Genomic DNA, 26,245 nt, shown 5'->3' with positions numbered 1-26,245 from the left:
CGGAAATGCATTGTTATTGAGCGGTGATACCGGGGTTGCTAAGTTCCCTCAAGGGATCGGGTCACCTAGCCGCAGATAACAACAGGCGGCAGGGCCCTGGGGATGACGTTAAGGCGGGACTTAGATGAATGAAAACGTAACGGATCAACCGGCCGGGGGCACCGGGCTCGGTGTGGTGAAAGGGGGGGCGGCGGCGCTGCTCCTCGTGATCTTGGGGCTGGTGCTTTGGGGCGTCCTGCGCCCGGTGGAGCGCGAAGGGGCGCAACCGTCGGGCACGGAGACGACTGCCGCGACCGGTTCGGCCGAGGCTGATAAGGAGGCCGGCGGTGTGAATGCGGCGGCGAACAACGCAGCGCAAACCGCGCAAACGGGGAGCGCCGATGCGACCTCCGGGACCGCTGCGCCGCAGACGCGAAGCGCGGAGACGGTGGCGCAGGAGGCTGAAGAAGCGGCGAGCGCCGCGGCGCCGCTGGCCCAGGAACCCACCGACAAGCTGGTTGAAACGGTCAAGGATCCGGGTGCGGAGGCCGCGTCGGGAAGCTCTGCCACGGGCGCGGATATGGCGACTGACGGCACCACCGCGAAGGCGGCACGTGACGGCAAGCCGCTCGCCCAGGTGCAATTCGACGCGCTGCGGGCCGCACCCGACGGCTCGGTGACGCTCGCCGGGCGGGCGGAGCCGGGCGCGAAGCTCGATATTCTCGTCGACGGCAAGGTCGTGGCGAGCACGCAGGCCGATGGCGGCGGCAGCTTCGCCTCGCTCTTCGATCTGCCGCCCGCCGACGGCCCGCGCGCGCTCTCGCTGCGGGTCACCGGCGCGGATGGCTCCGCGCGCGACAGCGCCGAGACCCTCGTGCTGCGCGGACAGCCGAAAACCGAGAGGATTGCCTCTGCAGAGGAGAGCGTACCCTCCCAGACGCCCGTTGGGCCGGCTGCGGACGGTGCGACAGATAGTAGCGCCGATGCGACGGCCTCGGCGGCAGATGGTATGGCGATGAGCGGAAGCGCCGCGACTGGGACCGATGTTGGCACGTCCGCCGGAACTGCGACCACGACGACCACGACGCCCGCTACGGCGACCGAGGTGACACAATCGACGCCCACGCCGCCCGCAGCGCCGCTCATCGCCGATGCAGACGGTGCGCGGCTGCTCGCCCCGAAAAGCGATGACCTGGTGATCGACACGATCTCCTTCGGCTCGGGCGAGGTCGCACGCAGCGAAGGCCGTGGCGCACCCGAAGGCACGACGCTCAGCGCCTATCTCGACGACACGCTCGTCGCCGAGGCGCAGCCGGGCGCGGATGGGCGCTGGTCGCTCGACCTGCCGGGCTTGGGCACGGGCGAGCATAAATTGCGGATCGATGCGCAGGACGCCACGGGCAAGGTCGTCGCGCGGGCCGAGACCGGCTTCGATCAGCCCGACGAAATCCTCGTGGCGAATGCCGCCGACCCGACCGGTGCGCAGGCAGCCTCCGTGCGCGCGACCGGCGAGGTCGGCGACGCGGTGAAGGTCGTGCAGATCGTGAAGGGCAATACGCTTTGGGCGATCGCGCGCGAGGTTTATGGCGACGGGTTCCTCTATGTCCGGGTCTTCGACGCCAATCGCGACCAGATCCGCGACCCCGACCTGATCTATCCGGGGCAGGTCTTCAATATCCCGTCGCCCGAGACGGACGTCTCGGGGGCTGCGCAGTAGCGCACACACCGCTTGCATGGCTGGACTCCTGCGCGCCGCCGAGTAGGTTGCGCGCAGGTTCCACCCGTGAGGGGCGCTGCCCCGCTCCCTGACGGGAGCCCTCGGGATATTTTCGTCAAGAGGAAGAGGAGGGCGCGATGCCTCCGGCACAGATCACGACCAAGGGCAAGATGAATGCCGAGGAGCGCGCCCGCGGTTGGCGCACGATCCGCGCGGTGCTGCCCTATCTCTGGGCGCATGAAGCCCCGTGGGTGAAGCGGCGTGTCGTCTTCGCGATGGTGATGCTGGTCTTCGCCAAGATCATCTCGGTCGCAACGCCCTTCGTCTATCGCGAGGCGGTCAACGCGCTCTCGGGCGAGGGAACCTCGGCGGCCTGGGCACTGGGCATGGGGGCGGTGGCGATCACCGTGGCCTATGGCGTCGCACGGCTGATGACGGTGGCCTTCGGCGAGCTGCGCGATGCGATCTTCGTGAAGGTGGCGCAACGCGCGCTGCGCCATCTGGCGCTGCAGACCTTCACCCATATGCATCAGCTCTCCTTACGCTATCACATCACCCGCAAGACCGGCGGCCTCAGCCGGATCATCGAGCGCGGGGTGAAAGGCGTCGAGTTCCTGCTGCGCTTCATGCTGTTCTCAGTCGGCCCGCTGATCGTCGAACTGACGCTGGTGGCGATCATCTTCGCGGTCGTGTTCGACTGGCGCTACGCGGCGGTCGTGCTGGTCACCATCGCGGCCTATATCAAGTTCACCTTCAAGGTCACCGAGTGGCGCGTGAACATCCGGCGCGAGATGAACAAGGCCGACACGGCGGCGAACCAGAAGGCGATCGACAGCCTGTTGAATTTCGAGACGGTCAAGTATTTCGGCGCGGCCAAGCGCGAGGCGGACCGCTACGACGAGTCGATGAAGGGCTACGAGACGATGGCGGTGAAGACCGGCCAGTCGCTCGCGGCGCTCAATGCCGGCCAGACGCTGATCATTACGATCGGGCTGGTTACGGTGATGGTCATGGCCGCGATGCAGGTGCAGGCGGGTACCCTGACGGTCGGCGATTTCGTCATGGTGCAGGCCTACATGATCCAGATCACCATGCCGCTGGGCTTCCTCGGCACGGTCTATCGCGAGATCCGGCAGGCACTCGTCGATATGGGCGAAATGTTCGATTTGTTGCAGCAACCGGCCGAAATTCAGGACAAAGAGGGCGCCGATGTTCTGAAAGTGAAAGGCGGGCATATCAGTTTCGACCGGGTCGAATTCGCCTATGACCCGACGCGGCCGATCCTGAAGGGGATTTCCTTCGACGTGCCTGCGGGGCAGACCGTGGCGCTGGTCGGGCCCTCGGGCTCGGGCAAATCGACGATCGGGCGTTTGCTGTTCCGGTTCTACGAGGTGACTGGCGGTGCGATCCGCATTGACGGTCAGGACCTGCGCGACGTGACGCAGGAGAGCCTGCAGCAATCGATCGGCGTGGTGCCGCAGGATACCGTGCTGTTCAATGACACGATCCGCTACAACATCGCTTACGGCCGCGCCGATGCAACGGACGAGGAGATCGTCGCGGCTGCGAAAGCGGCGCGGATCCATGACTTCGTGACCAGCCTGCCGGAAGGCTATGACACGGCGGTGGGCGAGCGCGGTCTTAAGCTTTCGGGCGGCGAGAAACAACGGGTTGGCATCGCGCGCACGATTCTGAAGAACCCGCCGATCTTGTTGCTCGATGAGGCGACCTCGGCGCTCGATACCCAGACCGAGCGCGACATCCAGATGAGCCTGAAGGCGATGGGCGAGGGGCGCTCGGTGATCACCATTGCGCACCGTTTGTCGACGGTGGCGGATGCCGATCAGATCCTCGTGCTCGACAAAGGCGAAATCGTCGAACGCGGGCGCCACGAGGAGCTTCTGGCGCAGCGCGGGCGGTATGCCTCGATGTGGGCGCGGCAATCGGCGGAAGAGGAAGACGAGGCGGAGCAGGGGGCGGCGTAACGCGTGAAGGGCGGCGCCTTACCCTTGGGTAGGCGCGACCTTCCCGACGAGGCTTGGCGCTTTATCGCGAAAGTCCGTAGGTCGGTCGTGCCTGCGATGACATTGCCAATGCGCCCTCCCGGGGGAGGGTCGGGCGCGGCCCGGGCGTTTTCGCGGGTTCACTCCGCCGCGTCGGGCCGTGTCACGAGATGCGGCTTCACGCCGCCTTCGGGCGCATCGTCATCCCAGATGATCTCGCGGCCACGCATCTTGCGCATCGCGCGTTCCAGCGCCAGATCGCGGGCGGCGCGGCTTTCGGCGCCTTGCATCAGCGCCGAAAGCGCGCGGGTCGAGCGGTAGGCGCCGGTCTTGAACCAGACGCGAAGCGCAAGCAGCGCGGGCGTCAGAACCAGCGTCAGGACAGTCGCGGTGCCGAGCCCGAACACCACCGCCGTCGCCAGTTGCTTCCACCAAAGCGCGGTCGGGCTGTCGATCGAATAGCCGCCATTGAAGAAGTCGAGCGACAGGCCGAACATCATCGGCGCGAGCCCCGCCATCGTGGTGATGGTTGTCAGCAGTACCGGCCGCAGACGGGCTTCGGCGGTGCGGATGATCGCCTCGATCTCGGGCATGTAGCGCGAAAATTCCTGATAGGTGTCAATCAGGATGATGTTGTTGTTCACCACGATCCCGGCCAGCGCGACGATGCCCACGCCGGTCATGATGATCGAGAATTGCTGGCCCATCACAAGCATCCCGATCAGCACGCCCGCAGTCGACAGGATCACCGCCAGCAACACCAGCACCGAATTGTAGAAGCTGTTGAACTGCGCGAGCAGGATCACGAACATCAGCGCCAGCGCACCCCCGAAGGCGGTCATCAGGAAGTCCTGACTCTCGTTCTGCTCGACCAGATCGCCTGACCATTCGTAGCTGACGCCCGGCGGCAGCGCGGCCTCCGTCTCGAGCCACTTCCCAAGCGCCGCGATCCGCTCGTTGCTTGTGATCGGCTGCCCGTCTTCGTTGGTGAGCCCTTCCTGAACGCCGGCCTTGATGTCGTAGAAGCGGGTCTGGTCGATCCGATCGATCTGCCCGATCTTCGGCTGCGGCGTGCGAGTGATGAAATTCGCAAGCGGTACCAGCCCCTCGGAGGTGCGCAGCTTCAGCGTATCAAGTGTCGACAGCACCCGGTCTTCCTCGGGCAGGCGCACGCGAATCTCGATCTCTTCGTCCGACGATGGTACGCGCATCGTGTCGAGCAGGATGCCGCGCGTGACCAGCTGCACCATGCCGCCGACGGTCGCCACATCCGCGCCGAAGCGGCCCGCGCGAGTGACGTCCACGTCGATCACCCAGTCGATACCGGGCAGGGGGCGCGTGTCTTCGATGTCGGTCACGCCTTTCATCTGCGCCATATGCGCCTCGACCTTCCGCACCGCTTGATCGAGCGCGGCGAAATCATCGCCCTCGAGCCGCAGCTGGATCGGCTTGCCCGAGGACGGCCCGCGATCCTGCGCGAGATATTCGGACTGGATCCCCGGGATGGTGGCGATCTTTGCCATGATCTTCTCCATCACCACATCGCCATCGAGCGAAGGATCGTTCTTGCGCTCTTCCCAGGGGATCATCTCGATCTGTATCTGGCCGATCGTATCGCGCGGGGTCTGCGCGCCGCCGGTGTTCTGGTTCAGCCCGCCTTCGCCCGCGAAGGAGAAGACCGCGCTGACGCCGGGCGTGCCGATCACCATGTTCTCGGCTTGCTGAAGGAGCGCGTCCTTCTCTGTCAGCGAGAGGTTGCCGCGACCGCGGATATAGACGATCGCCTGTTCCACCTCGCTATCGGTGAAGAATTGGGTGCCGTTATTGTTCTTGCCGTAATAGCCGAAGGTCATGAATACGCCCGCCACGATCACCGCGACCACGATCAGCGGCATCACCGGATTTCCTGCGATAGCGGCGGTGAAATGCCCGAAGGGGCGGCGGCGATACCCCGCATCGATGGGCTTCGGTTTGCCTTGGGGCGTGGCCGCCGTGAAGGTGATCGAGCTGAGCATCGCCGCGAGCACGAAGAGGATCACGCCGGGCAGCGAGGCCAGCAGGTTGCCCGAGGCGGTATGCGTGCCCGTGAAGAAGGCCGGGTTGAGCGTCAGCAGCGCGCCGAGGAACACGAGTGCGGCGGAGACCAGGGCCAGAAGCAGGCGCAGCCAATAGGGGCGCCCTTTGAGGTGCGCGGCCCCGTTATCCAGTCGTCGGCTCACGCGGCCCGCGACGCCGCCCACGACAGGAAGATAGATCAGCGCCACGACCAGCGAGGCCGAGAGCACGAAGATGATCGTGACCGGCAGCATGCCCATGAACTCGCCTGGCACGCCCGGCCAGAACAGCATTGGCAGGAAGGCGCAGAGCGTCGTCGCGGTGGAGGAAACGACCGGCCAGAACATGCGTTTCGCGGCTTCCGTATAGGCGGCCATCGGGCCGGAGCCCTCGGAAATACGCTTGTCGGCATATTCCACCACCACGATCGCACCATCGACCAGCATCCCCACGGCGAGGATCAGGCCGAACATCACGATATTCGAGATCGGCACGCCCATCGCGCCCAGCAGCAGGAAAGTCAGCAAAAACGACGTCGGGATCGCGAAGCCCACCAGGAGCGCAGAGCGCGTGCCCAGCGTCGCAAGCACCACGATCATCACCAGCGCGATCGCGGTCAGCACCGAGCCTTCGAGCTGGCTGACCATTGCGCCCACGGTTTTCGACTGATCGAGCGAGATGCCGACATCGACCGCGCGTTGCAGTGGCTCGGGCCACTGGCTCTCCGCCTCGGCCACGGTCTTTCGCAGCAGATCCACCGTGTCGATGACGTTGTAGCCCTTGCGCTTGACGATCTGTAGCGCCACCGTCGGCTCGCCGTTGAAGCGCGCGGTGCCGGTGCGATCCTCGAAAGTCAGGCGGATATCGGCCAGATCGCCGAGCGTCACGACGCTTTCGCCGTTCTTCTTCACCGGCAGGGCGTAGACATCCTGCGCGGTCTCGAAGGTCGCAGGGATCTTCACCGAAAACGCGCCGCCATCGGTCTCGACCTCGCCCGCCGCGATCAGCTGGTTGTTGGCCTGGACGACATTGATCAACTCGGGCGCAGTGACGTTATAGGCCTCTAGCTTCAGCGGATCGATCACCACTTCCAGCATCTCGTCGCGCTGGCCTGCGATCTGGGCTTCCAGCACTGGCTCCAGCCCCTCGACCTCGTCCTGCAACTCGCGGGCGAGCTTTTGCAGGGTGCGTTCGGGCGCATTGCCCGACAGCGTGACCACGACGATCGGAAATTCCGAGAAGTTGATCTCGTTGATCGAATATTTCTCCGCGCCGTCGGGGAATTTCGCTTCGGCGGTGTTCATCGCGTCGCGGACATCGGCGAGGATTTTGGTCTTGTCCCAGCCGAAGTCGAATTCGAGCATGAGCCCCGCGTAATTCTCCTTCGCGATGCCGGTCATCTTGTCCAGACCGTCGAGCCCGGCCAGTTCGGTCTCCATCGGCTTGACCAGCAGCTTCTCGGAATCGGTGGCCGAGATGCCGGGGAAGGGGACCGAGATGAACAGCATCGGAATCTCGATATCCGGCTCGCCCTCCTTGGGCAGGCTCAGATAGGCGGTCAGCCCCGCGAGGATCGAGATCGCCACGAAGGCGATCACCATCCGCGCGCGCGCTGCGGCCCAATCGACGATGCCGGTCATTGCGCGGCCCCGTCGGTGGCGTCTGCGGCACCGCCATCGGTTTGCGGCGCGGGCGTCATGGGGTCGGGCGTGTCTTTGGCCGCATCGCCCGGCGCGTGATCGACGAGGGTCACGGCCACGGGCGAGCCCTCGGTGACGTAGTCCTGCCCGACCACGATCACCGTGGCGCTTTCCGGCAGGCCCGCCAGCCAGACGCCCTCGGGCGTGTCGCGCAGGAAGTCTACCGGGGCGAAACGGGCCACGCCGTCCACCGCCAGCCGCACGCCCAGCTTGCCCTGATCGTTCAGCGTCATCGCGGAGGCGGGCAGGAAATGAGCCTTGGTCCCGTCGGCGGCGACGATCATCTCGACCGTCTGGCCCTCGCGGATCGATTGGTCGCCATTGGGCGCCTCGGCTTCGATCCGGAAGGTGCGCGTGGCGGCATCCGCCGATTGCGAGACAAAGGTGACCTTGCCCATCACCTCGCGCCCGGTCGCAAGCCGTGCGCCGACCATCGCGCCGGACTGCACACGGTCGATCTCGGTTTCAGGGACGTAGCCCACCAGCTTGATTGGATCGAGCTGGATCACGGTGGCGCAAAGCCCGCCCGCCGAGAGTAGCGAGCCGAGTTCAGCGGTATCTTCCTCGATCAGCCCGGCGAAGGGCGCCGTGATTTCGAGCCGCGCCAATTCGGTCTGCGCGGCCTCGACGGCGGCGGTAGCCGCTTCGAGCGCCGATTGCGCGGAAGCGGTTGCGGTTTCAGAGCGGTAGCCGCCTTCCTTCAGCCTCTCGGCGGCGGTGGCGTTCAGCCGGGCCTCGGTCAGCCGTGCCTGCGCCTCGGCCAGTGCGGCCGGGCGCGTGCCGGGGTCGAGCTTGCACAGCAGTTGTCCCTTTTCGACCTGCGCGCCTTTGCCCAGCGGTTCGGAAATCACCTTGCCCGTCGTCTCGGCGCGCACTTCGACGCGGCGCGCAGCCTCGGTCTGCCCGCGCGTCAGAACGCCTTGGTCGAGCGGCTCCGCGGTCGAGACCATCGCCTGCACCGGCACCCCCGCCGTGCCGGTTTCCTCTACCTGCTGCGCTTGCTCGGCAGGCGTCGCGGCATCGCCGAGATAGCCCATCAGGCGGTCGCGCTCGAACACCAGAAGGTAGAGCGCGACAAGAACGAGGATCGCGTTGAGGATCGGGACCGGACGCATCGGCGGGCTCCTGTAAATGGGCGCGGCGTTCCGCCTAAATGGGGACTGAACCGCAGAGTTCAACTTACCGAGAGCGAGGCGTGATCTCAAGGCTTGCATTCCTCAGCGATGCGCGGACCGGAGCGGTCCGTGCGGCCCTTGGCAGCGCCCGGGGAGCCGTGTAAGAGGGGCGCCAAAGCTACGAGGAGACCCGCGCGTGAGTGATACCGACAGTTTCATCGACGAAGTCACCGAGGCGGTGCGTCAGGACAAGCTCTGGGCGGCGTTCAAGAAATGGGGCTGGATCGGCGCGGTGATCATCATCGCGATCGTCGGCGGCACCGCCTGGAACGCGTGGCAGAAGGAAAAAACGCAAGCCGAGGCGCGCGCCTTCGGCGATAAGGTGATGGCTGCCGTCAACGGCGACACCACGGGCGCGGACCTCGCGAAGATCACCCCCGACGGTCCCGGCCGCACCGCGGTTCTCAAGATCATGCAGGGCGACGCCGCTATCGAGGCGGGCAAGCCCGACGAGGCGATCAAGTTCTTCGATGCGGTCAGCGCCGAGCCGGGGCTGCCGGCTTCGATCAGCGATCTCGCCAAGCTCAAGGCGGTGATCGCGGCGGGCGACAAGATGGACGCCGCCAAACGCGACGCGACGCTGCAGGAACTGGCCACCCCCGGAGCGCCTTACCGCCTTCTGGCAATGGAGCAGCAGGCGGCGGCGGCCCTGTCCTCGGGCGACAAGGAGGGCGCAATCTCGATCGCTCAGCAGATTCTTGAGGACGCCGGCCTCACGCCGGGCTTGCAACAACGCGCGACAGAGTTGATTGTGGCGCTGGGTGGCGAAGTGCCGACCCAGCCGGGGCAGGGCGCTCCGGCACCGCAAGAGTAAAGGGTTGAACCGGCGCGCCTTTCGGATGCGCAGGAGCTGCAAGAGAGCCGAGACAGGCAGGGGGAACAGGCGTGAAGCTGAGCAAGACGATCTGTGTGCTGAGTGTGGCGGCTTTCGTGGCAGGCTGTACCAAGGAAACCATCCTCCCCGGCGAGCGTCTCTCGCCCCGCGACGCGCTGCGCGCCGAAGAAGGGCTGCCGCTGGCTGATGCGCCCGCCCAGCAGTCGCTGCCGATCTCGCTTCCACGTCAGGTGAGCAATGCAGAATGGCCGCAACGTGCGGGTTCGGCGACCCATAGCCTGTTCAACGCGGCGATCGGAAACGGCACGACGCCGGTCTGGTCCGCCGATATTGGTGCGGGCAATGCGCGCCGCTACCGCATCACCGCCGATCCGATCGTGGGCGGTGGCAAGATTTACACCCTAGATAGCCAGGCCCGCGTCACTGCAACCGCGACGAATGGCGGGCGCGTCTGGCAGGCCGACATCACGCCGCCCGGCGACCGCGAGGGCGACGCCTCGGGCGGCGGGATCGCCTATGCCAACGGCACGGTCTACGTGACGTCCGATTTCGCCGAGCTCGTCGCGATCGACGCGGCCACCGGCGGCATCAAGTGGCGGCAATATTTCGACGCAGGCATCGGCGGTGCGCCGACCGTGAAGAATGGCGTGGTCTACGTGGTCGCCCGCGACTCCTCGGCCTGGGCGATCCGCGCCAGCGACGGCAAGGAAATCTGGCAGGTGCCGGGTGCGCCGTCCGCTTCGGGCATGACCGGCGTCTCCTCGCCCGCGGTGACCGACCGCATGGTGATCTTCCCGTTCTCTTCGGGCTTCCTGAGCGGCGTTCTGCCGCAAAGCGGGATGCAGATGTGGAACTCCAAAGTGCCGGGCGCACGTCCGGGCGTGGGCTATGCCAATATCGTCGATCTGACGGGCGATCCGGTCGTGGTGGGCGATACCGTCTACGCGGGCTCCTCGGCGGGCAAGCTGGCGGCCTTCGATGTGAATTCCGGCGATCGTATCTGGACCGCGACCGAAGGGGCCAACAGCCCCGTGCAGGTTGCGGGCGGCTCGATCTTCCTCGTTTCGGATCAGGGCAAGATCGTGCGGCTTGATGCCAAGACCGGCGATCAGATCTGGTCGAAGGATCTACCGTACTACACCAAGGACAAGCCGAAGCGTCAGCGCGACATCGTCGCGAGCTACGGGCCCGTTCTTGCCGGCAACAAGCTGTTCGTCGCGTCTTCCGACGGCGTTCTGCGCGTGTTCAGCCCGATCGACGGCAGCCTCATCGGCCAGGCGAAGATCCCGGGCGGGGCTGCGACCGATCCGGTCGTGGCGGGGCGCACCCTCTACGTCGTCGGCGGCGATGGGAAACTGCACGCTTTTCAGTGAGCCCTTTAGGGTGTAAGGGGGCCGCTTACGACCGCCCAAGGAGGGCATCATGAGCTTTACCCTGGCCATCGTGGGCCGCCCAAATGTCGGAAAATCGACGCTGTTCAACCGGCTTGTCGGCAAGCGACTGGCGCTTGTCGACAACATGCCCGGCGTCACGCGTGACCTTCGCGAGGGCGATGCGCGTCTGGGAGATCTGCGTTTCATCGTGATCGACTCGGCCGGTCTGGAACTGGCCGAAGACGACAGCCTTCAGGGCCGTATGCGGCGCCTGACTGAACGCGCCGTCGAAGAGGCCGATATCTGCCTGTTCATGGTCGACGCGCGCGTGGGCGTGACACCGGCCGACGAGATTTTCGCCGATATCCTGCGCAAGAAGAACGCCAACGTGATCCTCGCGGCCAACAAGGCCGAAGGGGCGGCAGGCGATGCCGGCGCGATGGAGGCATGGAGCCTTGGTCTCGGCGAGCCGCTGCGGATCTCGGCCGAGCACGGCGAAGGTTTGGACGATCTTTACACCGCGCTGGTGCCGCTGGCGGACGAATTCGCCGAGCGCAATGCCGCCAACGCGCCGGTCACGGATGTGGTCATCGACGAGGAGCTTGAGGAAGGCGACATTCCCGCCTACCAGCCGCCCTCCGCCACGAAACCGCTGCAGCTTGCCGTGATCGGACGCCCCAATGCGGGCAAGTCTACGCTGATCAACAAGATTCTGAACGAAGACCGCCTGCTGACCGGCCCCGAGGCAGGCATCACCCGCGATGCGATCTCGGTCACGGCCGATTTCATGGGCACGCCGATGCGGATCTGGGACACGGCGGGGATGCGCAAGAAGGCGCGCGTCACCGACAAGGTCGAGAAGCTGAGCGTGGCCGATGGGTTGCGCGCCGTGCGCTTCGCCGAGGTGGTCGTGGTGCTGCTCGACGTCAATATTCCGTTCGAGACGCAGGATCTCCGGATCGCCGATTTCGCCGAGACCGAGGGCCGTGCGGTCGTGGTCGCCGCGAACAAGTGGGATCTCGAAGAAGACAAGCCCGAGAAGCTGAAGGAACTGCGCGAAGCGTTCGAACGCCTGCTGCCGCAGCTCAAGGGCGCGCCTCTGGTGACCGTCTCGGCCAAGACCGGCAAGGGGCTCGACCGGCTGCACAATGCGATCCTGAAGGCCCATGAGGTCTGGAACCGCCGCGTGCCGACCGCGAAGCTGAACAACTGGCTGACCGCGATGACCGAGGCGCACCCGCCACCCGCGCCCGGCGGTCGCCGGATCAAGCTGCGCTACATAACCCAGGCGAAGACCCGTCCGCCGGGCTTCGTGGTGAAATCGACCCATACCGACAAGATCCCGGAGAGCTACGAGCGTTACCTGATCAACGGCCTGCGCGAGAGCTTCGACATGCCGGGCACGCCGATCCGCCTCTACATGCGCGATCAGGGCAAGACGAACCCTTACAAGGATCGCAAGAAGTCGATCCCGTCGCGTCTGAAAAAGCACGTCGATGCGAAGAAGCGCTCCGCCCACAAAGAATCGGCGCGTAAAGCGCGCGAGGCGAAGAAGGGCGAGTGAGCGACTGAGCTGGAATGAAAACGCCCGCCGGGGGATATCGAGACTCCGGCGGGCGTTTCTAATTCGGGCGATGTGGACGCGGCTTAGAGAAAGCCCAGCCGATCGAGCGCCGCCCGGGCGCGCGCGCGCTCCTCGGTCGAGCCCGAGAGCGCACCCGCATTGATCTCCGCCATCAGTTTCGAGAGCGTCTTTTCCCGACGCATCGCAATGATCTGCTCGGGGATCTGGTCCTCGCCGATCTCAAGGATGCGGGTCATCAAGACGCTGTCCCGCTTACGCGTGATCGTTACCGACATATGCAGTTTCCCCTGCGACTCACTTCGTACACGGAAACGTTAACAACGTTCCCGCCCCGAGTCTCGCGTCGCCGCGTCGCAGCGTCAGACCAGTTTCCCGTCCACCAGCCGCGTCTTGCCGCCCAGATAAGGGTGCAGGCAGGCGGGCAGGGTGACCGAGCCGTCCTCTTCCTGACCGTTCTCCAGCACCGCGATCAGGCAGCGCCCGACCGCGAGGCCCGAGCCGTTGAGCGTCGCGATGAACTCGGGCTTGCCGCCGCCTTCGGGCTTGTAGCGCCCGTTCATCCGCCGCGCCTGGAAGGTGCCGCAGGTGGAGACCGAGGAAATTTCGCGATAGGTGTTCTGCCCCGGAAGCCAGACCTCGAGATCGTAAGTTTTCTGCGCGCCGAACCCCATGTCGCCGGTGCAGAGCACGATGCGGCGATAGGGCAGTTCCAGCGCCTCCAGCACCGCCTCGGCGCATTTGGTCATGCGCTCGTGCTCGTCGATGGCGGTCTCGGGGGTGCAGAGCGTGACCATCTCGACTTTCTCGAACTGGTGCTGACGCAGCATGCCCGAGGTATCCTTGCCTGCGGAGCCGGCCTCCGAACGGAAGCAGTTGGTATGGGCGCACATGCGCTGGGGCAGGGCGGAGGCCTCCATCACCTCGCCATTCGCGTAGTTCGTCAGAGTGACCTCGGCGGTGGGGATCAGCCACCAGCCATTGGTGGTCTGATAGCTGTCCTCGGCGAATTTCGGGAGTTGGCCGGTGCCCATCATCGCCTCGTCGCGCACCAGCACGGGGGTGATGTTCTCGGACAGCCCGTGTTTGTCGACATGCAGGTCGAGCATGAATTGCGCGAGCGCCCGGTGGACGCGGGCGACTCCGCCCTTGAGTACAACGAAGCGCGAGCCCGACAGCTTCGCCGCCGTCTCGAAATCCATCTCGCCACCCACGGCGGACAGCTCGAAATGCTCCTTCGGGTCGAAGGCGAACGCGCGCGGCGTGCCCCAGCGGCTGACCTCGACATTCTCGTCCTCGTCCGCGCCGGTGGGCACGTCGGCCAGCGGCAGGTTCGGGATCGTCATCAGCAAATCGCGGACCTTCGCGTCAAGCTCGCCCGCCTCGGTCTGCATCTGCGCCACTTCGGCCTTCTTCTCGGCCACCAGCGCGCGCAGGCGCTCGAACTCGGCTTCGTCGCCCTTCGCTTTCGCGGCGCCGACCTGCTTCGACGCGGCGTTCTGATCGGCTTTCGCGGTCTCGGCTGCGTGGATCGCCGTGCGGCGTGCTTCGTCCATTGCGAGAATCTCGCGCGAGAGCGGCGAGAGCCCGCGCCGCGCCAGTTGCGCGTCGAATTCTTCGGGGTTTTCGCGGATTGCGCGGATATCGTGCATCTCACCATCTCCAAGACTGTTGCGGGAACGGCTTTAGCGCATGAAAGTGAAAGCGAAAACCCCCGGCGATGCGGCCATGACACAGGTCAAGGCAATAGAAACTGTGCGGTGCTTGTATTCTGTCGGGCGAATACATATTCAATAACCGGAATATAAAACCGCAGGCGCAGGGGCGCGCCGGTAAGGGAAGGGAACCCGAGATGACGTTGAAGCTTCTGCCATTGGCATTCGCCGCGTTGATCCTGCCGGGAATCGCGCTGGCGCAGGACGGGGCGATCACGGTCGAACCGCAGGTCGTGACCGATTGGAAATCTGTCTATGGGCAGGTCGAGGCGAAGAACACGATCGCGGCGCGTGCACGGATTTCCGGCACGATCACCGCGCTGGACGTGACCGAGGGCGACGAGGTGAAAGCCGGTCAGGAGATCGGCAAGATCACCGACCAGACGCTCGATTATCAGATCGGCGCGGTTGATGCGCAGATCAATGCGCTCGAAGCGCAGCTGGAGAATGCCAAGACCGAGCTCAAGCGCGGGCAGGAATTGCAGGCCCGCGGCGTGTCGACTTCGCAGAATGTCGATCAGTTGCAGACGCAGGTGAATGTCTACGAGGGCCAGATCGCGGCGCAGAAAGCGCAGCGCAAGGTCTATGAGCAGCAGCAGGAATTCGGCACCGTTACGGCGCCGATCGACGGCAAGGTCGTGACCGTTCCGGTCACCAAGGATGCCGTCATTATGGGCGGCGAGACGATCGCGACGATCGGCGGCGGCGGGTTTTTCCTGCGTCTGTCGATCCCCGAGCGCCACGCCGACACGCTGCACACCGGCGACACGATCCTGATCACCGATCCCGACGGGAAGGAGATCGAGGGCAAGCTCGCCAAGATTTACCCCGAGATCGAGGGTGGCCGGGTGCAGGCCGATGTGGAAGTGCCCGATCTGGATTCGCGCTTCGTCGGCGCGCGGCTTCTGGTGAAGCTGCCGATGGGCGAGCGAGAGGCGCTTCTCGTGCCGCAGGGATACGTCTTCAACCGCACGGGGCTCGATTTTGTCCGCGTGAAGGAAGAGGGGGGCACCTATCTGCGTACGGTCGTGCCGGGGGTGCATGTCACGAGCGATGGCAAGGACATGGTCGAAGTTCTTACCGGTCTGAACGCCGGCGACACGGTGGTGCCGAACGATGAGCAATAACCAAGGCACCGGGCCGGAGATGCCCGAGGACGACGAAATCCACGGCAAGCTGGGTATCGCGGGCGGTCTGACGAAATCCTTCATCCGCTCGGCGCTGACGCCGCTGATGATCCTCGCCGCCGTGGCGGTCGGTCTGGTCGCGCTGATCTCTCTGCCGCGCGAGGAAGAGCCGCAGATCTCCGTGCCGATGGTGGATATCCACCTGCAGGCCCCGGGTCTGAAGGCGCAGGACGCGATGAAGCTGGTGACCGAGCCGATGGAAACCATCGTGCAGGGAATCAACGAGGTCGAACACGTCTATTCGCGCACTCAGGACGATTATTCGCTGGTGATGGCGCGCTTCAAGGTCGGCACCTCGTCGGATGCCGCCATCCTGCGCGTGCATGAAAAAGTCCGCGCCAACATGGACAAGATCCCAAAGGGTATCCCCGATCCGGTGATCGTGGGTCGCGGGATCGACGATGTGGCGATCGTCTCGCTGACGCTGACCGGCAAGGACGGCGCGCAGGTCGACAGCGATGAACTCACCCGCGTCGCGCGCGAATTGCAGACCGAGGTCACGAAAATCGAGAATGTCGGCCTGACCTATCTGGTGGGCGACGCAACGAGCGAGATCCGTATCGAGCCCGAGCCCGACAAGCTCGCGCTCTACGGGGTCACGCTGCAGCAGCTGTCGAACAAGGTCACGCAGGCGAACCGCGCTTTCAACACCGGAAATATCCGCCATGAGGGCAAGCAGATCAGCCTCTCGGCTGGCGAGACGCTGACCGCGCCTTCCGAGATCGCGGGGCTCCTGCTGACCACCCGCGACAATCGCCCCGTCTATGTCGCCGATGTCGCGAAGGTCTCCTACGTGCCCGATGCCTCGGATCATATCGTCTCGAACGTCCAGCGCGACGCGGACGGCAAGATCGAGCGCACGCCGGCCGTCACCCTCGCCATCGCCAAGCGGGCGGGATCCAACGCCGTGGTCGTGGCCGAGCATATCCTCGACCGCATCCACGAGCTGCACGGCCAGCTGATCCCCGACAATGTCGAGGTGAAGGTCACCCGCGACTATGGCGAGACAGCGAACGAGAAGGCAAACGAGCTGCTGTTCCACCTTGGCCTCGCGACGATCTCTATCGTGGGTCTGGTGCTGCTGGCGATCGGCTGGCGCGAATCCATCGTGGTGGCGGTGGTCATCCCGGTGACGATCCTGCTGACGCTGTTTGCCGCCTATATCATGGGCTTCACCCTCAACCGCGTGTCGCTTTTCGCGCTGATCTTCGCGATCGGTATCCTCGTCGATGACGCCATCGTGGTGATCGAGAATATCGCGCGACATTGGGCGATGAAAACGCCCGGCTCGCGCGTGACCAAGGCGATCGAGGCCGTGGCCGAAGTAGGCAACCCCACCATTGTCGCGACCCTGACCGTTGTGGCCGCGCTGCTGCCGATGCTGTTCGTGTCGGGGCTGATGGGGCCTTACATGTCGCCCATCCCGGCGGTGGCCTCGGCGGCGATGATCTTCTCGTTCTTCGTGGCGGTGATCATCACCCCGTGGCTGATGGTGAAGGTCGCGGGCAAGGCGCAGCTGCATGGCCATCACGGCGATGACGACACCTATGGCGGTGAACATGCGGGCGGCAGGCTCGGCCGGATGTACAGCGCCGTGGCGCGCCCGATCCTGAAAACGAAAGCGCGCTCGGGGCTGTTCCTGCTGGTGGTGTCGGTGCTGTCCTTCGGCTCGCTGGGGCTTCTCTACACCAAGCATGTCACGGTGAAGCTGCTGCCCTTCGACAACAAGTCCGAACTCTCGGTCGTGGTCGATATGCCTGCGGGCACCTCGGTCGAGGGTACGGATGCGGTCGCCCAGCAGGTGGCCGAGATCGTGACCAAACTGCCCGAGGTGCTCTCGGTGCAAACCCATGCGGGCACCTCCGCGCCGTTCAACTTCAACGGGCTCGTGCGCCACTACTACCTGCGTGCGCAGCCCAATCAGGGCGATGTCGAACTTCAACTCGCGCCGAAAGGGGAACGCGATCGCACCAGCCACGAGATCGCTCTGGAGATCCGCGACAAGATCAAGGCGATCAAGCTGCCCGAAGGCGCGAGCCTGAAGACGGTCGAACCGCCGCCCGGTCCGCCGGTGATCGCGACGCTTCTGGCCGAGGTCTATGGCCCCACGCCCGAGGCGCGCCGTGACGCGGCCCGCCGGATCGAGGACGCCTTCAAGCAGGTGCCCTATATCGTCGACGTGGATAACAGCTTCGGCATCCAGCCCGACAAGCTGCGCGCCACGGTCAATTCCGACGATCTGGAGTTCTATTCGGTCTCCGAAGGCGATGTCTGGGACACGCTCGGGATGCTGAACGGTTCGACCACCGTGGGCTATTCCCATCGCGGGCAGGAGCGCCAGCCGATCCCGATCGTGATGGAGCGTTCGAAATCGAACAAGGTGATGAACGAGGAAACGCTCTCGACGCCGATCCCGGCCAACGTCCTGCCCGGCGCGCGCGGCGTCGTGGAGCTTGGCGACGTGGTCAGCGTCGACAAGGAGAAGGCGTCCTATCCGATCTTCCGCCATAACGGGCGCGAGGCCGAGATGGTCACCGCGGAACTCGCCGGCAAGTTCGAGGCTCCGCTCTACGGGATGCTTGCCGTCGATGACGCGATCAACAACATGGATTGGCCGAAAGGCGAGAAGCCTGTCGTATCGCTGCATGGCCAGCCGCAGGACGAAAGCCATGTGACGCTTCTGTGGGACGGCGAATGGGAGGTGACCTGGGTGACCTTCCGCGACATGGGCGCGGCCTTCGCCGTGGCGCTTCTGGGGATCTACATCCTCGTCGTCGCGCAGTTCGGCTCGTTCCGGCTGCCGCTGGTGATCCTGACCCCGGTGCCGCTGACCTTCCTCGGGATCATGCTCGGCCACTGGATCTTCCACGCGCCGTTCTCGGCCACGTCGATGATCGGTTTCATCGCGCTGGCGGGGATCATCGTGCGGAACTCGATCCTGCTGGTGGACTTCATCCGCCACGGCAGCCATGAGGGCAAACCGCCGATTGAGGTACTGATCGAGGCGGGCGCCATCCGCTTCAAGCCGATCCTGCTGACCGCGATCGCGGCGATGATCGGTGCGGTGGTGATTTTGGCCGACCCGATCTTCCAGGGTCTTGCGATCTCGCTGCTGTTCGGTCTGCTCAGCTCGACCCTGCTGACCGTGCTCGTGATCCCGGCGATCTACCGGATCTTCAAGACCTGATCCGGTCACTGACCTGAAACGCAAAACCGCCCGCACGTTTCTCTCGTGCGGGCGGTTTTCGTTGCGCGGTCGACGCGCGCCCTTTTCCTTCGCAGAAATATCCCGGGGATGAATGGCGAAGCCAGAAGGGGCAGCGCCCCTTACCCCGGCTGCCGTTCGGCCCAACCTGCGAAGACTTTCTCCAGCGCGACGACGGCGTAATAGAGAAGGATTCCGAGGAAGGCCAAGGCGATCAGCACTGCGAACATCAGCGGGTAATCCCCGTTGGTCTGGCCCGACAGGAACAGCGCGCCGAGGCCCTTGCCGTGGGGCGAGATGATCTCGACGAGGTTGGTGCCGATGAAGGCCAGCGTCACCGAGACTTTCAACGCGCCGAAGAACTCGGGCAGGGTTTTGGGCAGGGCGATCTTGCGGAAGATGGTGAATTTCGAGGCCCCCAGCGCGCCGAGGATATCGCGATATTCGGGCTCCAGCGTGGACAGGCCGATCCCTACTGACACGGCGATCGGGAAGAAGGAGATCATGAAGGCCATAAGCACGGTGTTGAAGTCATGCGCGCCGATGAACAGCAGCGCCAGCACCGGCACGACTGTCGCCTTCGGCACCGCGTTGAAGCCCACCAGAAGCGGATAAAGTGCATCGCGCGCGGTGCGCGAAAAGCCCATGAGCATGCCGAGGAAGGTGCCAAACACGATCGAGATCGCAAGCCCTGCTACCGTCCGCCATAGCGTCTGCCAGCTATCGATCAGGAACAGGTTCCAGTAGCGCATATAGGCGGCGGGCAGGTCCGACGGTGAGGCCATGACGTAGTTCGGCCAGCCATTCGCCCAGACGATGAATTCCCAGATCGCGAGGAAAGCGACGATCGACAGGATCGGGGTGAAGATTTTCTTGGCGTCCATCAGTGTACCCCCTCGTCGCGGCCCTGCGCGATCCGGATTTGGTCGCGCAGGAGATGCAGCATCTCGACGGCTTTCGGCTCGTAGAGAACGTCGATCGTGCGATCTTTCGGCAGGTCCACATCCAGCACGTATTGCGTATGCGCCGGGCGGCCCGAGAGGACGATGACCTGATCGCCGAGGAACACGCTCTCGCGCAGGTCATGGGTGATCAGAACGGCGGTGAAAGGCTCGGCGGCGCGCAGGTCGCGCATCGTCTGCCACAGATCCTCGCGGGTGAAATTGTCGAGCGCGCCAAAGGGCTCGTCCATGATCAGCACATCCGGCTTGTGCACGATGGCGCGACAGAGCGAGGCGCGCTGGCGCATCCCGCCGGACAGTTCCGACGGGCGCTTGGTCTCGAACCCCTTCAGGCCCACCATCTCCAGCAAGTGCTCGGCGCGCGCGGCCTTCTCGGATTTCGCCATGCCCGGAGCCACGATCTCCAGAGGCAGCATCACGTTCTCGATGATCGAGCGCCATTCCAGCATCACTGGGTTCTGGAACGCCATGCCGACGGTCTTGCGCGGGCTGGTGACCTTCTCGCCATGAAGCCAGACCTCGCCCCGGTCGGGCTTCATCAGCCCCGCCACCAGACGGGTGAGGGTGGATTTGCCGCAGCCCGAGGGGCCGACCACGGCGCAGAACTCGCCCTGCGGTACGCGGATGTCCAGTTGGTCGAGCACGGGCAGGGGGCCATGCTTGGTTTGATAGGCGTGGGTCACGCCGCGAATGTCGATGAGATTTTCCATGAGGGTCCGGCGCGAGAAGGCAGAGAATAGGGGCGGGTGCATCCGCGGCGCCCGCCCCTGAAGGATGTCGGATCAGTCGATCTTCCGCTCTGCCGCGTCGGGCAGGTACGCGCTGTCGAAATAGAGAGCCGCATCGGGCGCGTTCTGGAACTCGTAGACGGTTTTCGTCTGCTCGATCGCGGTGGCCATCCGGTCCGCGTCGATCCCACCCATGCCATTTTCCTTCACGTAATCGGTCAGGACATTGGCATCGATTGCCATTTGAAGTCGCTCGGTCTCCAGATCCTTGTCGGCGGCTGGGTTGCGCTTGAGAAGCGCGTCCACGGCCTTGCCCGGATCGGCCACGGCGGCTTTCCAGCCCTCGGCGGTCGCCTTGATGAAGCCGGTAATCTCTTCGGGATGCGCCTTCGCGTAATCCGTGTTCACGATGATCGCGTTGCCGTAAAGCGCCACGCCGTAATCGGCCATCAGCAGCACCGACTGGTCCTCCATGCCCACGCCCAGACGCTTGAGATTGAGCGTCGAGGAGAAGGAGAAGCCGGTGACTGCATCGACCTTGCCCTCGGCCAGCATCGGCTCGCGCGTGGGGAAGCCGACCGGTTCGACCTTGATCTTGTCCATGTCGAGGCTGGCTTCCTTGGCGAAGATCGGGAACTGTGCCCAGGCGCCATCCGGGGGCGGCGCGCCCAGCACTTTGCCTTCGAGGTCTTTGGGCTCGTTCACGCCCTGCGACTTGCGGCCGACCACCGCGAAGGGCGGCTTGTCATAAACCATCATCACGGCGGTGACGGGCGCGCCGGGGTTCTGGTCGAGGAATTTCATCAGTGAGTTGATATCGGCGAAGCCCACCGGATAGGCGCCGGTTGCCACTTTCGGGATCGCGTCGAGCGAGCCCTTGCCCTCGGAGATTTCGACCTCCAGCCCGGCCTCGCCGTAGAACCCCTCGTCGATAGAGAGGAAATAGGGCGCCGAGGGGCCTTCGAATTTCCAGTCCAGCGCGAAAGGCATCTTGGTTTCGGCCTGTGCCAGCGTGGCCGAGAGGCCGAGCGCGAGCGTGGCGAAAAGCCCCGGTTTGATGTGCAGCATGATATCCCTCACTCCGTTAATCCGTTTTCGCCCCGATCCTGACCGGCGGTGCGCGGGGGTAAACTCAAACCGCGCGCGCCATGCGAGCAGGCGAGGCGCTCACGGTTCCGTGATTAAGTTTTGTGCGGGGTGCTGCGCAAATGCAAGAAAATTGGGCGCTACATTGGCGCGCCCTCAGAGGGCGATCTCGAGTGGAAGGAACCCGTTCGCATCGACCGGTCCGGGTTCGGCTTGCAATCCGACTTGCGCGAGCTCCGACAGGTAGGCCGATGCGCCGGGGCCCGTATGATACAAGGCGCGCGCGCCGGGCAGGGGAGCGAACCGCCAGATCGGCGGCGCGTCGATGCGGAGCGGTCCTCGCTGCGCATCGATTTCCTGCAGCAGCAGGTCGCGCACGCGCATCGGCTCGGGAGCGAGGGAGACGGGGCGACCCCGCTGCTTGAACCCGCCGCCGCCGGAGAGGCGGAAATCGTTGCTCACGACGATGAAGCGGTCTGTATCACTGACGCGGGCACCCTCGTGGCGCAGGTCGCGGATGCGTCCCCGTGCGTCCGTGTTCAGGCTGCCATCCGGGCGGAAGCGCGGTGGCTGCGACAGGTCGATCTCGTAGGTGATCCCCGCGATCACGTCGAAATGGTAACTCGCGAAGGCGAAATCGCAGAGCATCCGCAACCGCCCGTCGGCGCGCTGCTGGTTGTAGATCGAGACCGCCTGTTCGAGCCAGTCGCGCAGTTCCGCGCCACTGAGTTCGACCGCGGCGACCATGTTGTTGAAAAGGTAGATGTCGTCGAGATGGCTCATCCGCAGCGGGCCGGCAGGGATGTCGATGAAATGCGCAGAGCCTGCCGTACCGCCCGATTTGAAGCTCGACGCAGCGCCGAGTAGGGGCAGGTCCGCTTCGGGGCGTCCAGCGAGCTTTTCGCGGGCATATCGCCGTTTCGCCGCGATGGTCAGGGCGAGTGTCCGGTCCGGCGCGATCTGGGTGAAATAGCTGTGCAGCGGCTCCGCGGTGGTGCCGATGGGGCGGCGGATATGATCGAGCGTGCGGCGATGGGCGCGGGCCGAGGAGGCAAGCACGGCCGCGCTGTCCGGCCCGCTCTCGCCCTGCGCTGGGCGCAACTCTGCCCGGTGCGCCGCGAGTGCCCAGCCTTCCTTCCGTTTTTCCAGAACGAGATCGAGCACTCCCAGATGCGTCCCGCCGGCCCCGGCGTTGAGCGCGGGCTTGCCGTGAAGCGTGCCCAGAACCGGATCGATCCCCGCGAAACTCGGACGGGAAGGATCGGGAAAGCGCAGGTGGTCATGCCCAGCCAGCACGATGTCGATCCCGTCGAGCTGCGCGATCGTGACTGCCGCCCGCTCGGCGGCGGGGGCCGAGCCTTGCGGCGCGTTCTGATCCAGCGGCAGCGGAGAAATCCCCGTATGGGCGAGGGCGACGACCAGATCGGCCCCGGCTGCACGGATCAGACGGAGCTGCGCCTTCATCGCCTCCAGAAGTGAGGAGGTCGAAATCTCGGCCTCGGGTCGCGTCTCGAGCCAAGCGAGGCTAGGGGGCGGCAGCACGCCAATCACCGCGACCCGCAGATGTCGCTCGGTACCGTGACTGTCGCGAAAGCGGCGTTCGATCATCGCCCAAGGCCGGATCCGCGTATCCGACGAGGCATGCAGATTGGCGCAGACGGTGGGAAAATGCGCGGTTTCCAGAGCGCGCTCGAGCGACGCCAGCCCAAAATCGAATTCGTGATTTCCAAGCGCGGCCGCGTCGTAGCCCAAAGCGTTCATTGCCGCGATCATCGGGTTTTCGCCGTCGTGGCTGTCCGCCGTCTCTCCCGGCTCGCTCCAGAGCTGGGTCAGGGGCGTGCCTTGAAGGAAGTCGCCGCAATCGAACAGCAGGCAGTTCGGGGCTTCGCTGCGCGCTTGCGCAATCTCCGAGGCCAGCGCTGCCAAGCCTCTGCGCGGGGCCGGGCGGTCATTGAAGTAATCGTAGCCCCGCGCTTGACCATGCAAATCGGTCGTCTCAAGAACCCTCAGCGCGAGTGTGACGCGCTGATCCGAAAACTGGCCGGGCCAATCCCGGTCAGACAGTTTCCCCATGTGATCCCCTTGGCCCGTAATTGACCTTTTATCGTTTAAATGCCGCCCCTTGGCGGTCGTGTGTCCCACACGCAAGCTAGAGTAGAGGTCGGTCGTTTGCCAAGTTTTAAATTGACGTAACGCGTTTGCGAGGTCCGGGCACGTGGCGGCTCTGGCTTGCGCGTCACCTGATCGGCACTGGTCTCCGGCTGGCGCCCCGTGGCATGGGTAGGGCGATCCGCAGGAGTTTTTCATGCCGCCCGATTCCCTCGCCGACGCGCGAAAGCCGATTTCTCAACCCGCCCGGCTGTCTCAAGGACGCGTGCTCGATTCGCGGGGCTTGGCCTTTGCGGAAGCGCCGGGTGCGCTCGAGCGGGCGGCCCATCTGCGGGGCGATGCAGAGCGGCTCGCGGAGCTGCGCGCAGGCGAAGCGGCGCGGGTGGTTGCGCTTTGGCGCGGGCGTCCGCTGTTCGGGCCCGAGGGGCTGCACCTTCTGCGCGCGGGCGAGGCGGCGCTCGAGGCTATGCCGGGACCGGAGATTTTCCTCGGGTGCCACGACGAGTGTGCTCTGTTTTCCCGCGATGTCTCGGCTTTCGAGCCCGAGGGTGAACGACCCGACGGGGCGGCCTTCTTCGACGCCTCCGAGCAGCGCCATCCCGATCTGCCCGACGATATCGTCTTCGCCGAGCTGCGTGGCCGGATGGGGTTTCTGAGCCCGGTCGAGGCGGAGATCGCCGCCACCGCGCGCGGGCTCGTGGAATGGCACCGGACGCATCGTTTCTGCTCCACCTGCGGCGCCGAAAGCGAGCTGGAGCAAGCGGGGTGGCATCGGCGCTGCCCGGTTTGTGAGCGGCACCATTTTCCGCGGACCGACCCGGTCGTGATCATGCTGATCACCGACGGCAACCGGCTCCTGCTGGGGCGCGGCCCGCATTGGCCCGAGACGATGTATTCCTGCCTCGCGGGCTTCATGGAGCCGGGAGAGACGGTCGAGGCCGCCGTGCGCCGCGAGGTGTTCGAGGAAAGCGGCGTCGAGGTGGGGGAGGTCTCTCTCGTCGCTTCGCAGCCGTGGCCGTTCCCGGCCTCTTTGATGCTGGGGTGTCGCGGCGTGGCGACGACCACCGATATCACCATCGACCCGGTCGAGATCGCCGATGCACGCTGGATCAACCGGGAGCGTCTACTGCAGGTTGTGGCTGGGCGCGACCCTGAGATCTCCGCGCCACGCCAGGGCGCGATCGCCGGTTGGCTGATGCGCGAGTGGCTTGCAGATCGGCTGGAATGAGGCCAGTTTGCCGCGCACGGTGCCGCTCTCCGGTGCCCTGACTGCTGATCCGAGGAATTCGTCTCATGAAATTGTCGACCCGCACCGATATTTCCGCGCCCGCCGGTTTCGTCTTCGGACGGCTCGCGGATTTCGGGAGCTTCGAGCGGGTGGCGATGCGCCGCGGGATCACGCTGAAACGGCTCGATACGCTGAACGAACCGGGTGCAGGCATGTCTTGGGATATCGGTTTCCGTTTTCGTGGCAAGCAGCGCCAGATGATCACCGATGTGAAGCGTTTCGAAGTGCCGGAACTGATCGTCTACGAGGGCGTCTCGAACAGTTTCGAGGCGGTGATGGATTTCGATCTCACGGATCTGTCGCGAACCCGGACGCGGTTGCAGGTGGGGCTGGAGTTGAAGCCGCGCAGTCTCGGCGCGCGGCTGATGATCCAGTCGGCCAAGCTCGGCAAGGGCAACCTCGAACGCCGCTTCAAGGAACGGATCGAGCAATTCGCGCAGGATATCGAGCGTCAGCACGAGAAGATCGCCTGACGCCCGGCCCCCTCAGCTCTTGCGTTCCGGTGCGGCCGGGTAGACGCCCAGAATTTCCAGATAACTGGTGAAGTAATCCAGTTCCTCGAGCGCGCGCGCCAGCGCCGGATCGTCGGGATGGCCTTCGACATCGGCGTAGAACTGCGTCGCGGTGAAGTGCCCGCCGACCATGTAGCTTTCGAGCTTGGTCATGTTCACGCCATTGGTCGCGAACCCGCCCATTGCCTTGTAGAGGGCTGCCGGGATGTTGCGCACCCGGAAGACGAAAGTGGTCATCATCTTGTCGCCGCGCGGGCGGGTGTCGGGCTCGGTGCCCATTATCAGGAAGCGCGTGGTGTTATGCGCGTGATCCTCGATATGCCGGGCGAGGATGTTGAGGCCATACGTCTCGGCGGCCATGTCGGAGGCCAGCACGCCGACGCTGCGGGTCTGCGCCTGCACGAGTTCGGCGGCCGCGCCCGCACTGTCGGCGGCGGCCTCGCCCCGGATCCCGTAGCGCGCGAGGAAGCTCGCCGCCTGCGGCAGAAGCACCAGATGCGCGCGGACCTTTTCCAGCTCCTCGATCTCCACGCCGGGCAGGGCCATCAGGCTGATATGCACGCGCACGAAGGCCTCGTCGAGGATGTGCAGCCCCGATTCCGGCAGCAGGCGGTGAATGTCGGCGACCCGCCCGTAGGTGGAGTTCTCCACCGGCAGCATCGCGAGATCGGCGTCGCCTTTCTTCACCGAGGCGATCACGTCCTCGAAGGTGCGGCAAGGGACCGGTTCGAGGTCCGGACGCGCGTCGCGGCAAGCTTGGTGCGAATACGCGCCCAGTTCGCCCTGAAAAGCGATCCGTCCGGTTCTCGGCGTTTGTCCTTGGCTGCTCATGGGCAATCCCCCCGCACTGATCTCGTCTCGCGCCCCTGCCTAGCCCGTGCCTGCGCGGAAGGGAAGAGCCGGGGCGCAGAGGGCTCACGCTGCGTCATCCCCCGGTCACTCTTCGGAAATCCGATCACATCTGGTAAAGTTCGCTTGATCTAAAGGGCCCTGTGCGGATAGATGCGCGGGACGACGACGCATATCAGGGACGA

The 26,245-nt window shown here is 65.0% G+C and carries 18 protein-coding genes; 9 read left to right on the top strand and 9 right to left on the bottom strand.

Annotated features, from left to right (window positions below):
- The first annotated feature begins 124 nt into the window (after nucleotides 1-124).
- Both B6V74_RS02580 and B6V74_RS02575 read left to right on the top strand, forming a co-directional pair.
- A complete protein-coding gene (locus tag B6V74_RS02580; RefSeq protein ID WP_088721882.1) occupies nucleotides 125-1,696 on the top strand; it encodes a LysM peptidoglycan-binding domain-containing protein in 1,572 nt (523 codons plus the stop codon).
- 137 nt (nucleotides 1,697-1,833) lie between these two features.
- A complete protein-coding gene (locus B6V74_RS02575) occupies nucleotides 1,834-3,681 on the top strand; it encodes an ABC transporter ATP-binding protein/permease (RefSeq protein ID WP_088719006.1) in 1,848 nt (615 codons plus the stop codon).
- A gap of 158 nt (nucleotides 3,682-3,839) precedes the next feature.
- Here the strand turns inward: B6V74_RS02575 and B6V74_RS02570 are convergent, their stop codons facing one another.
- The gene (locus tag B6V74_RS02570) at nucleotides 3,840-7,394 is read right to left on the bottom strand and encodes an efflux RND transporter permease subunit (protein WP_088721881.1); all 3,555 of its coding nucleotides are present in this window, start codon (nucleotides 7,392-7,394) and stop codon (nucleotides 3,840-3,842) included.
- A complete protein-coding gene (locus tag B6V74_RS02565) occupies nucleotides 7,391-8,569 on the bottom strand; it encodes an efflux RND transporter periplasmic adaptor subunit (RefSeq protein ID WP_088721880.1) in 1,179 nt (392 codons plus the stop codon). Before B6V74_RS02565 ends, B6V74_RS02570 begins: the two co-directional genes overlap by 4 nt.
- 196 nt (nucleotides 8,570-8,765) lie before the next feature.
- Between B6V74_RS02565 and B6V74_RS02560 the strand changes: the two genes are divergently transcribed.
- The 3 genes from B6V74_RS02560 to der all read left to right on the top strand — a co-directional run bounded on the left by B6V74_RS02560 (nucleotide 8,766) and on the right by der (nucleotide 12,401).
- Entirely contained in the window at nucleotides 8,766-9,443 is a 678-nt protein-coding gene (locus B6V74_RS02560) for a hypothetical protein (protein ID WP_088721879.1), read from the top strand.
- Between the two features lie 71 nt (nucleotides 9,444-9,514).
- Nucleotides 9,515-10,837: a PQQ-binding-like beta-propeller repeat protein gene (locus tag B6V74_RS02555; protein ID WP_075776063.1), complete on the top strand. Its 1,323-nt coding sequence runs from the start codon at nucleotides 9,515-9,517 to the stop codon at nucleotides 10,835-10,837.
- A gap of 49 nt (nucleotides 10,838-10,886) precedes the next feature.
- Entirely contained in the window at nucleotides 10,887-12,401 is a 1,515-nt protein-coding gene (der, locus tag B6V74_RS02550) for a ribosome biogenesis GTPase Der (protein WP_075776062.1), read from the top strand.
- Nucleotides 12,402-12,484: 83 nt separating this feature from the next.
- On the opposite strand, the gene B6V74_RS18875 is transcribed toward der, so the two are convergent.
- Nucleotides 12,485-12,658, bottom strand: a complete 174-nt coding sequence (locus B6V74_RS18875) for a hypothetical protein (RefSeq protein ID WP_157771566.1) — start codon at nucleotides 12,656-12,658, stop codon at nucleotides 12,485-12,487.
- 123 nt (nucleotides 12,659-12,781) lie between these two features.
- Nucleotides 12,782-14,071, bottom strand: a complete 1,290-nt coding sequence (serS, locus tag B6V74_RS02540; RefSeq protein WP_075776060.1) for a serine--tRNA ligase — start codon at nucleotides 14,069-14,071, stop codon at nucleotides 12,782-12,784.
- 200 nt (nucleotides 14,072-14,271) lie between these two features.
- Between serS and B6V74_RS02535 the strand changes: the two genes are divergently transcribed.
- Nucleotides 14,272-15,261 (top strand): efflux RND transporter periplasmic adaptor subunit, encoded by a 990-nt coding sequence (locus B6V74_RS02535; RefSeq protein ID WP_088719001.1) that lies wholly within the window; start codon nucleotides 14,272-14,274, stop codon nucleotides 15,259-15,261.
- On the top strand, nucleotides 15,251-18,508 hold the full coding sequence (locus B6V74_RS02530) for an efflux RND transporter permease subunit (protein ID WP_240497032.1): 3,258 nt from the start codon (nucleotides 15,251-15,253) through the stop codon (nucleotides 18,506-18,508). Before B6V74_RS02535 ends, B6V74_RS02530 begins: the two co-directional genes overlap by 11 nt.
- Before the next feature lie 140 nt (nucleotides 18,509-18,648).
- Here B6V74_RS02530 and B6V74_RS02525 read toward each other — a convergent pair whose 3' ends face one another.
- The 4 genes from B6V74_RS02525 to B6V74_RS02510 all read right to left on the bottom strand — a co-directional run bounded on the left by B6V74_RS02525 (nucleotide 18,649) and on the right by B6V74_RS02510 (nucleotide 23,375).
- Nucleotides 18,649-19,410 carry an ABC transporter permease gene (locus B6V74_RS02525; RefSeq protein ID WP_088721878.1) on the bottom strand — a complete coding sequence of 254 codons (762 nt, stop codon included), beginning with the start codon at nucleotides 19,408-19,410 and terminating at the stop codon, nucleotides 18,649-18,651.
- On the bottom strand, nucleotides 19,410-20,198 hold the full coding sequence (locus B6V74_RS02520; RefSeq protein ID WP_088718999.1) for an ABC transporter ATP-binding protein: 789 nt from the start codon (nucleotides 20,196-20,198) through the stop codon (nucleotides 19,410-19,412). Before B6V74_RS02520 ends, B6V74_RS02525 begins: the two co-directional genes overlap by 1 nt.
- A 72-nt stretch (nucleotides 20,199-20,270) precedes the next feature.
- The gene (locus tag B6V74_RS02515) at nucleotides 20,271-21,284 is read right to left on the bottom strand and encodes an ABC transporter substrate-binding protein (RefSeq protein WP_088721877.1); all 1,014 of its coding nucleotides are present in this window, start codon (nucleotides 21,282-21,284) and stop codon (nucleotides 20,271-20,273) included.
- Between the two features lie 174 nt (nucleotides 21,285-21,458).
- Nucleotides 21,459-23,375, bottom strand: coding sequence for a 5'-nucleotidase C-terminal domain-containing protein (locus B6V74_RS02510; RefSeq protein WP_168184170.1), 1,917 nt, complete (start codon nucleotides 23,373-23,375; stop codon nucleotides 21,459-21,461).
- A 232-nt stretch (nucleotides 23,376-23,607) separates the two neighbouring features.
- Between B6V74_RS02510 and nudC the strand changes: the two genes are divergently transcribed.
- Nucleotides 23,608-24,639 carry an NAD(+) diphosphatase gene (gene nudC, locus B6V74_RS02505; protein WP_088721875.1) on the top strand — a complete coding sequence of 344 codons (1,032 nt, stop codon included), beginning with the start codon at nucleotides 23,608-23,610 and terminating at the stop codon, nucleotides 24,637-24,639.
- A 65-nt stretch (nucleotides 24,640-24,704) separates the two neighbouring features.
- Nucleotides 24,705-25,172, top strand: coding sequence for an SRPBCC family protein (locus tag B6V74_RS02500; protein WP_075776054.1), 468 nt, complete (start codon nucleotides 24,705-24,707; stop codon nucleotides 25,170-25,172).
- A gap of 12 nt (nucleotides 25,173-25,184) precedes the next feature.
- On the opposite strand, the gene B6V74_RS02495 is transcribed toward B6V74_RS02500, so the two are convergent.
- Complete coding sequence (locus tag B6V74_RS02495; protein WP_088721874.1) at nucleotides 25,185-26,042, bottom strand: prephenate dehydratase; 858 nt, start codon at nucleotides 26,040-26,042, stop codon at nucleotides 25,185-25,187.
- Nucleotides 26,043-26,245 lie beyond the last annotated feature (203 nt).

This window comes from Thioclava sp. F42-5 (genome assembly GCF_002213195.1).
GTDB lineage: Bacteria > Pseudomonadota > Alphaproteobacteria > Rhodobacterales > Rhodobacteraceae > Thioclava > Thioclava nitratireducens.
The sequence above is the reverse complement of the archived record's forward strand: the minus strand, read 5'-3'. Positions and strand labels throughout refer to the sequence as shown.

What these genes read in the sequence shown, in the direction of transcription:
- B6V74_RS02580 (WP_088721882.1), top strand. Translation starts at nt 125, where the DNA reads ATGAATGAAAACGTAACGGATCAACCGGCCGGGGGCACCGGGCTCGGT.
- B6V74_RS02575 (WP_088719006.1), top strand. Translation starts at nt 1,834, where the DNA reads ATGCCTCCGGCACAGATCACGACCAAGGGCAAGATGAATGCCGAGGAG.
- B6V74_RS02570 (WP_088721881.1), bottom strand. Translation starts at nt 7,394, where the DNA reads ATGACCGGCATCGTCGATTGGGCCGCAGCGCGCGCGCGGATGGTGATC.
- B6V74_RS02565 (WP_088721880.1), bottom strand. Translation starts at nt 8,569, where the DNA reads ATGCGTCCGGTCCCGATCCTCAACGCGATCCTCGTTCTTGTCGCGCTC.
- der (WP_075776062.1), top strand. Translation starts at nt 10,887, where the DNA reads ATGAGCTTTACCCTGGCCATCGTGGGCCGCCCAAATGTCGGAAAATCG.
- B6V74_RS18875 (WP_157771566.1), bottom strand. Translation starts at nt 12,658, where the DNA reads ATGACCCGCATCCTTGAGATCGGCGAGGACCAGATCCCCGAGCAGATC.
- serS (WP_075776060.1), bottom strand. Translation starts at nt 14,071, where the DNA reads ATGCACGATATCCGCGCAATCCGCGAAAACCCCGAAGAATTCGACGCG.
- B6V74_RS02535 (WP_088719001.1), top strand. Translation starts at nt 14,272, where the DNA reads ATGACGTTGAAGCTTCTGCCATTGGCATTCGCCGCGTTGATCCTGCCG.
- B6V74_RS02530 (WP_240497032.1), top strand. Translation starts at nt 15,251, where the DNA reads ATGAGCAATAACCAAGGCACCGGGCCGGAGATGCCCGAGGACGACGAA.
- B6V74_RS02525 (WP_088721878.1), bottom strand. Translation starts at nt 19,410, where the DNA reads ATGGACGCCAAGAAAATCTTCACCCCGATCCTGTCGATCGTCGCTTTC.
- B6V74_RS02520 (WP_088718999.1), bottom strand. Translation starts at nt 20,198, where the DNA reads ATGGAAAATCTCATCGACATTCGCGGCGTGACCCACGCCTATCAAACC.
- B6V74_RS02515 (WP_088721877.1), bottom strand. Translation starts at nt 21,284, where the DNA reads ATGCTGCACATCAAACCGGGGCTTTTCGCCACGCTCGCGCTCGGCCTC.
- B6V74_RS02510 (WP_168184170.1), bottom strand. Translation starts at nt 23,375, where the DNA reads ATGGGGAAACTGTCTGACCGGGATTGGCCCGGCCAGTTTTCGGATCAG.
- nudC (WP_088721875.1), top strand. Translation starts at nt 23,608, where the DNA reads ATGCCGCCCGATTCCCTCGCCGACGCGCGAAAGCCGATTTCTCAACCC.
- B6V74_RS02500 (WP_075776054.1), top strand. Translation starts at nt 24,705, where the DNA reads ATGAAATTGTCGACCCGCACCGATATTTCCGCGCCCGCCGGTTTCGTC.
- B6V74_RS02495 (WP_088721874.1), bottom strand. Translation starts at nt 26,042, where the DNA reads ATGAGCAGCCAAGGACAAACGCCGAGAACCGGACGGATCGCTTTTCAG.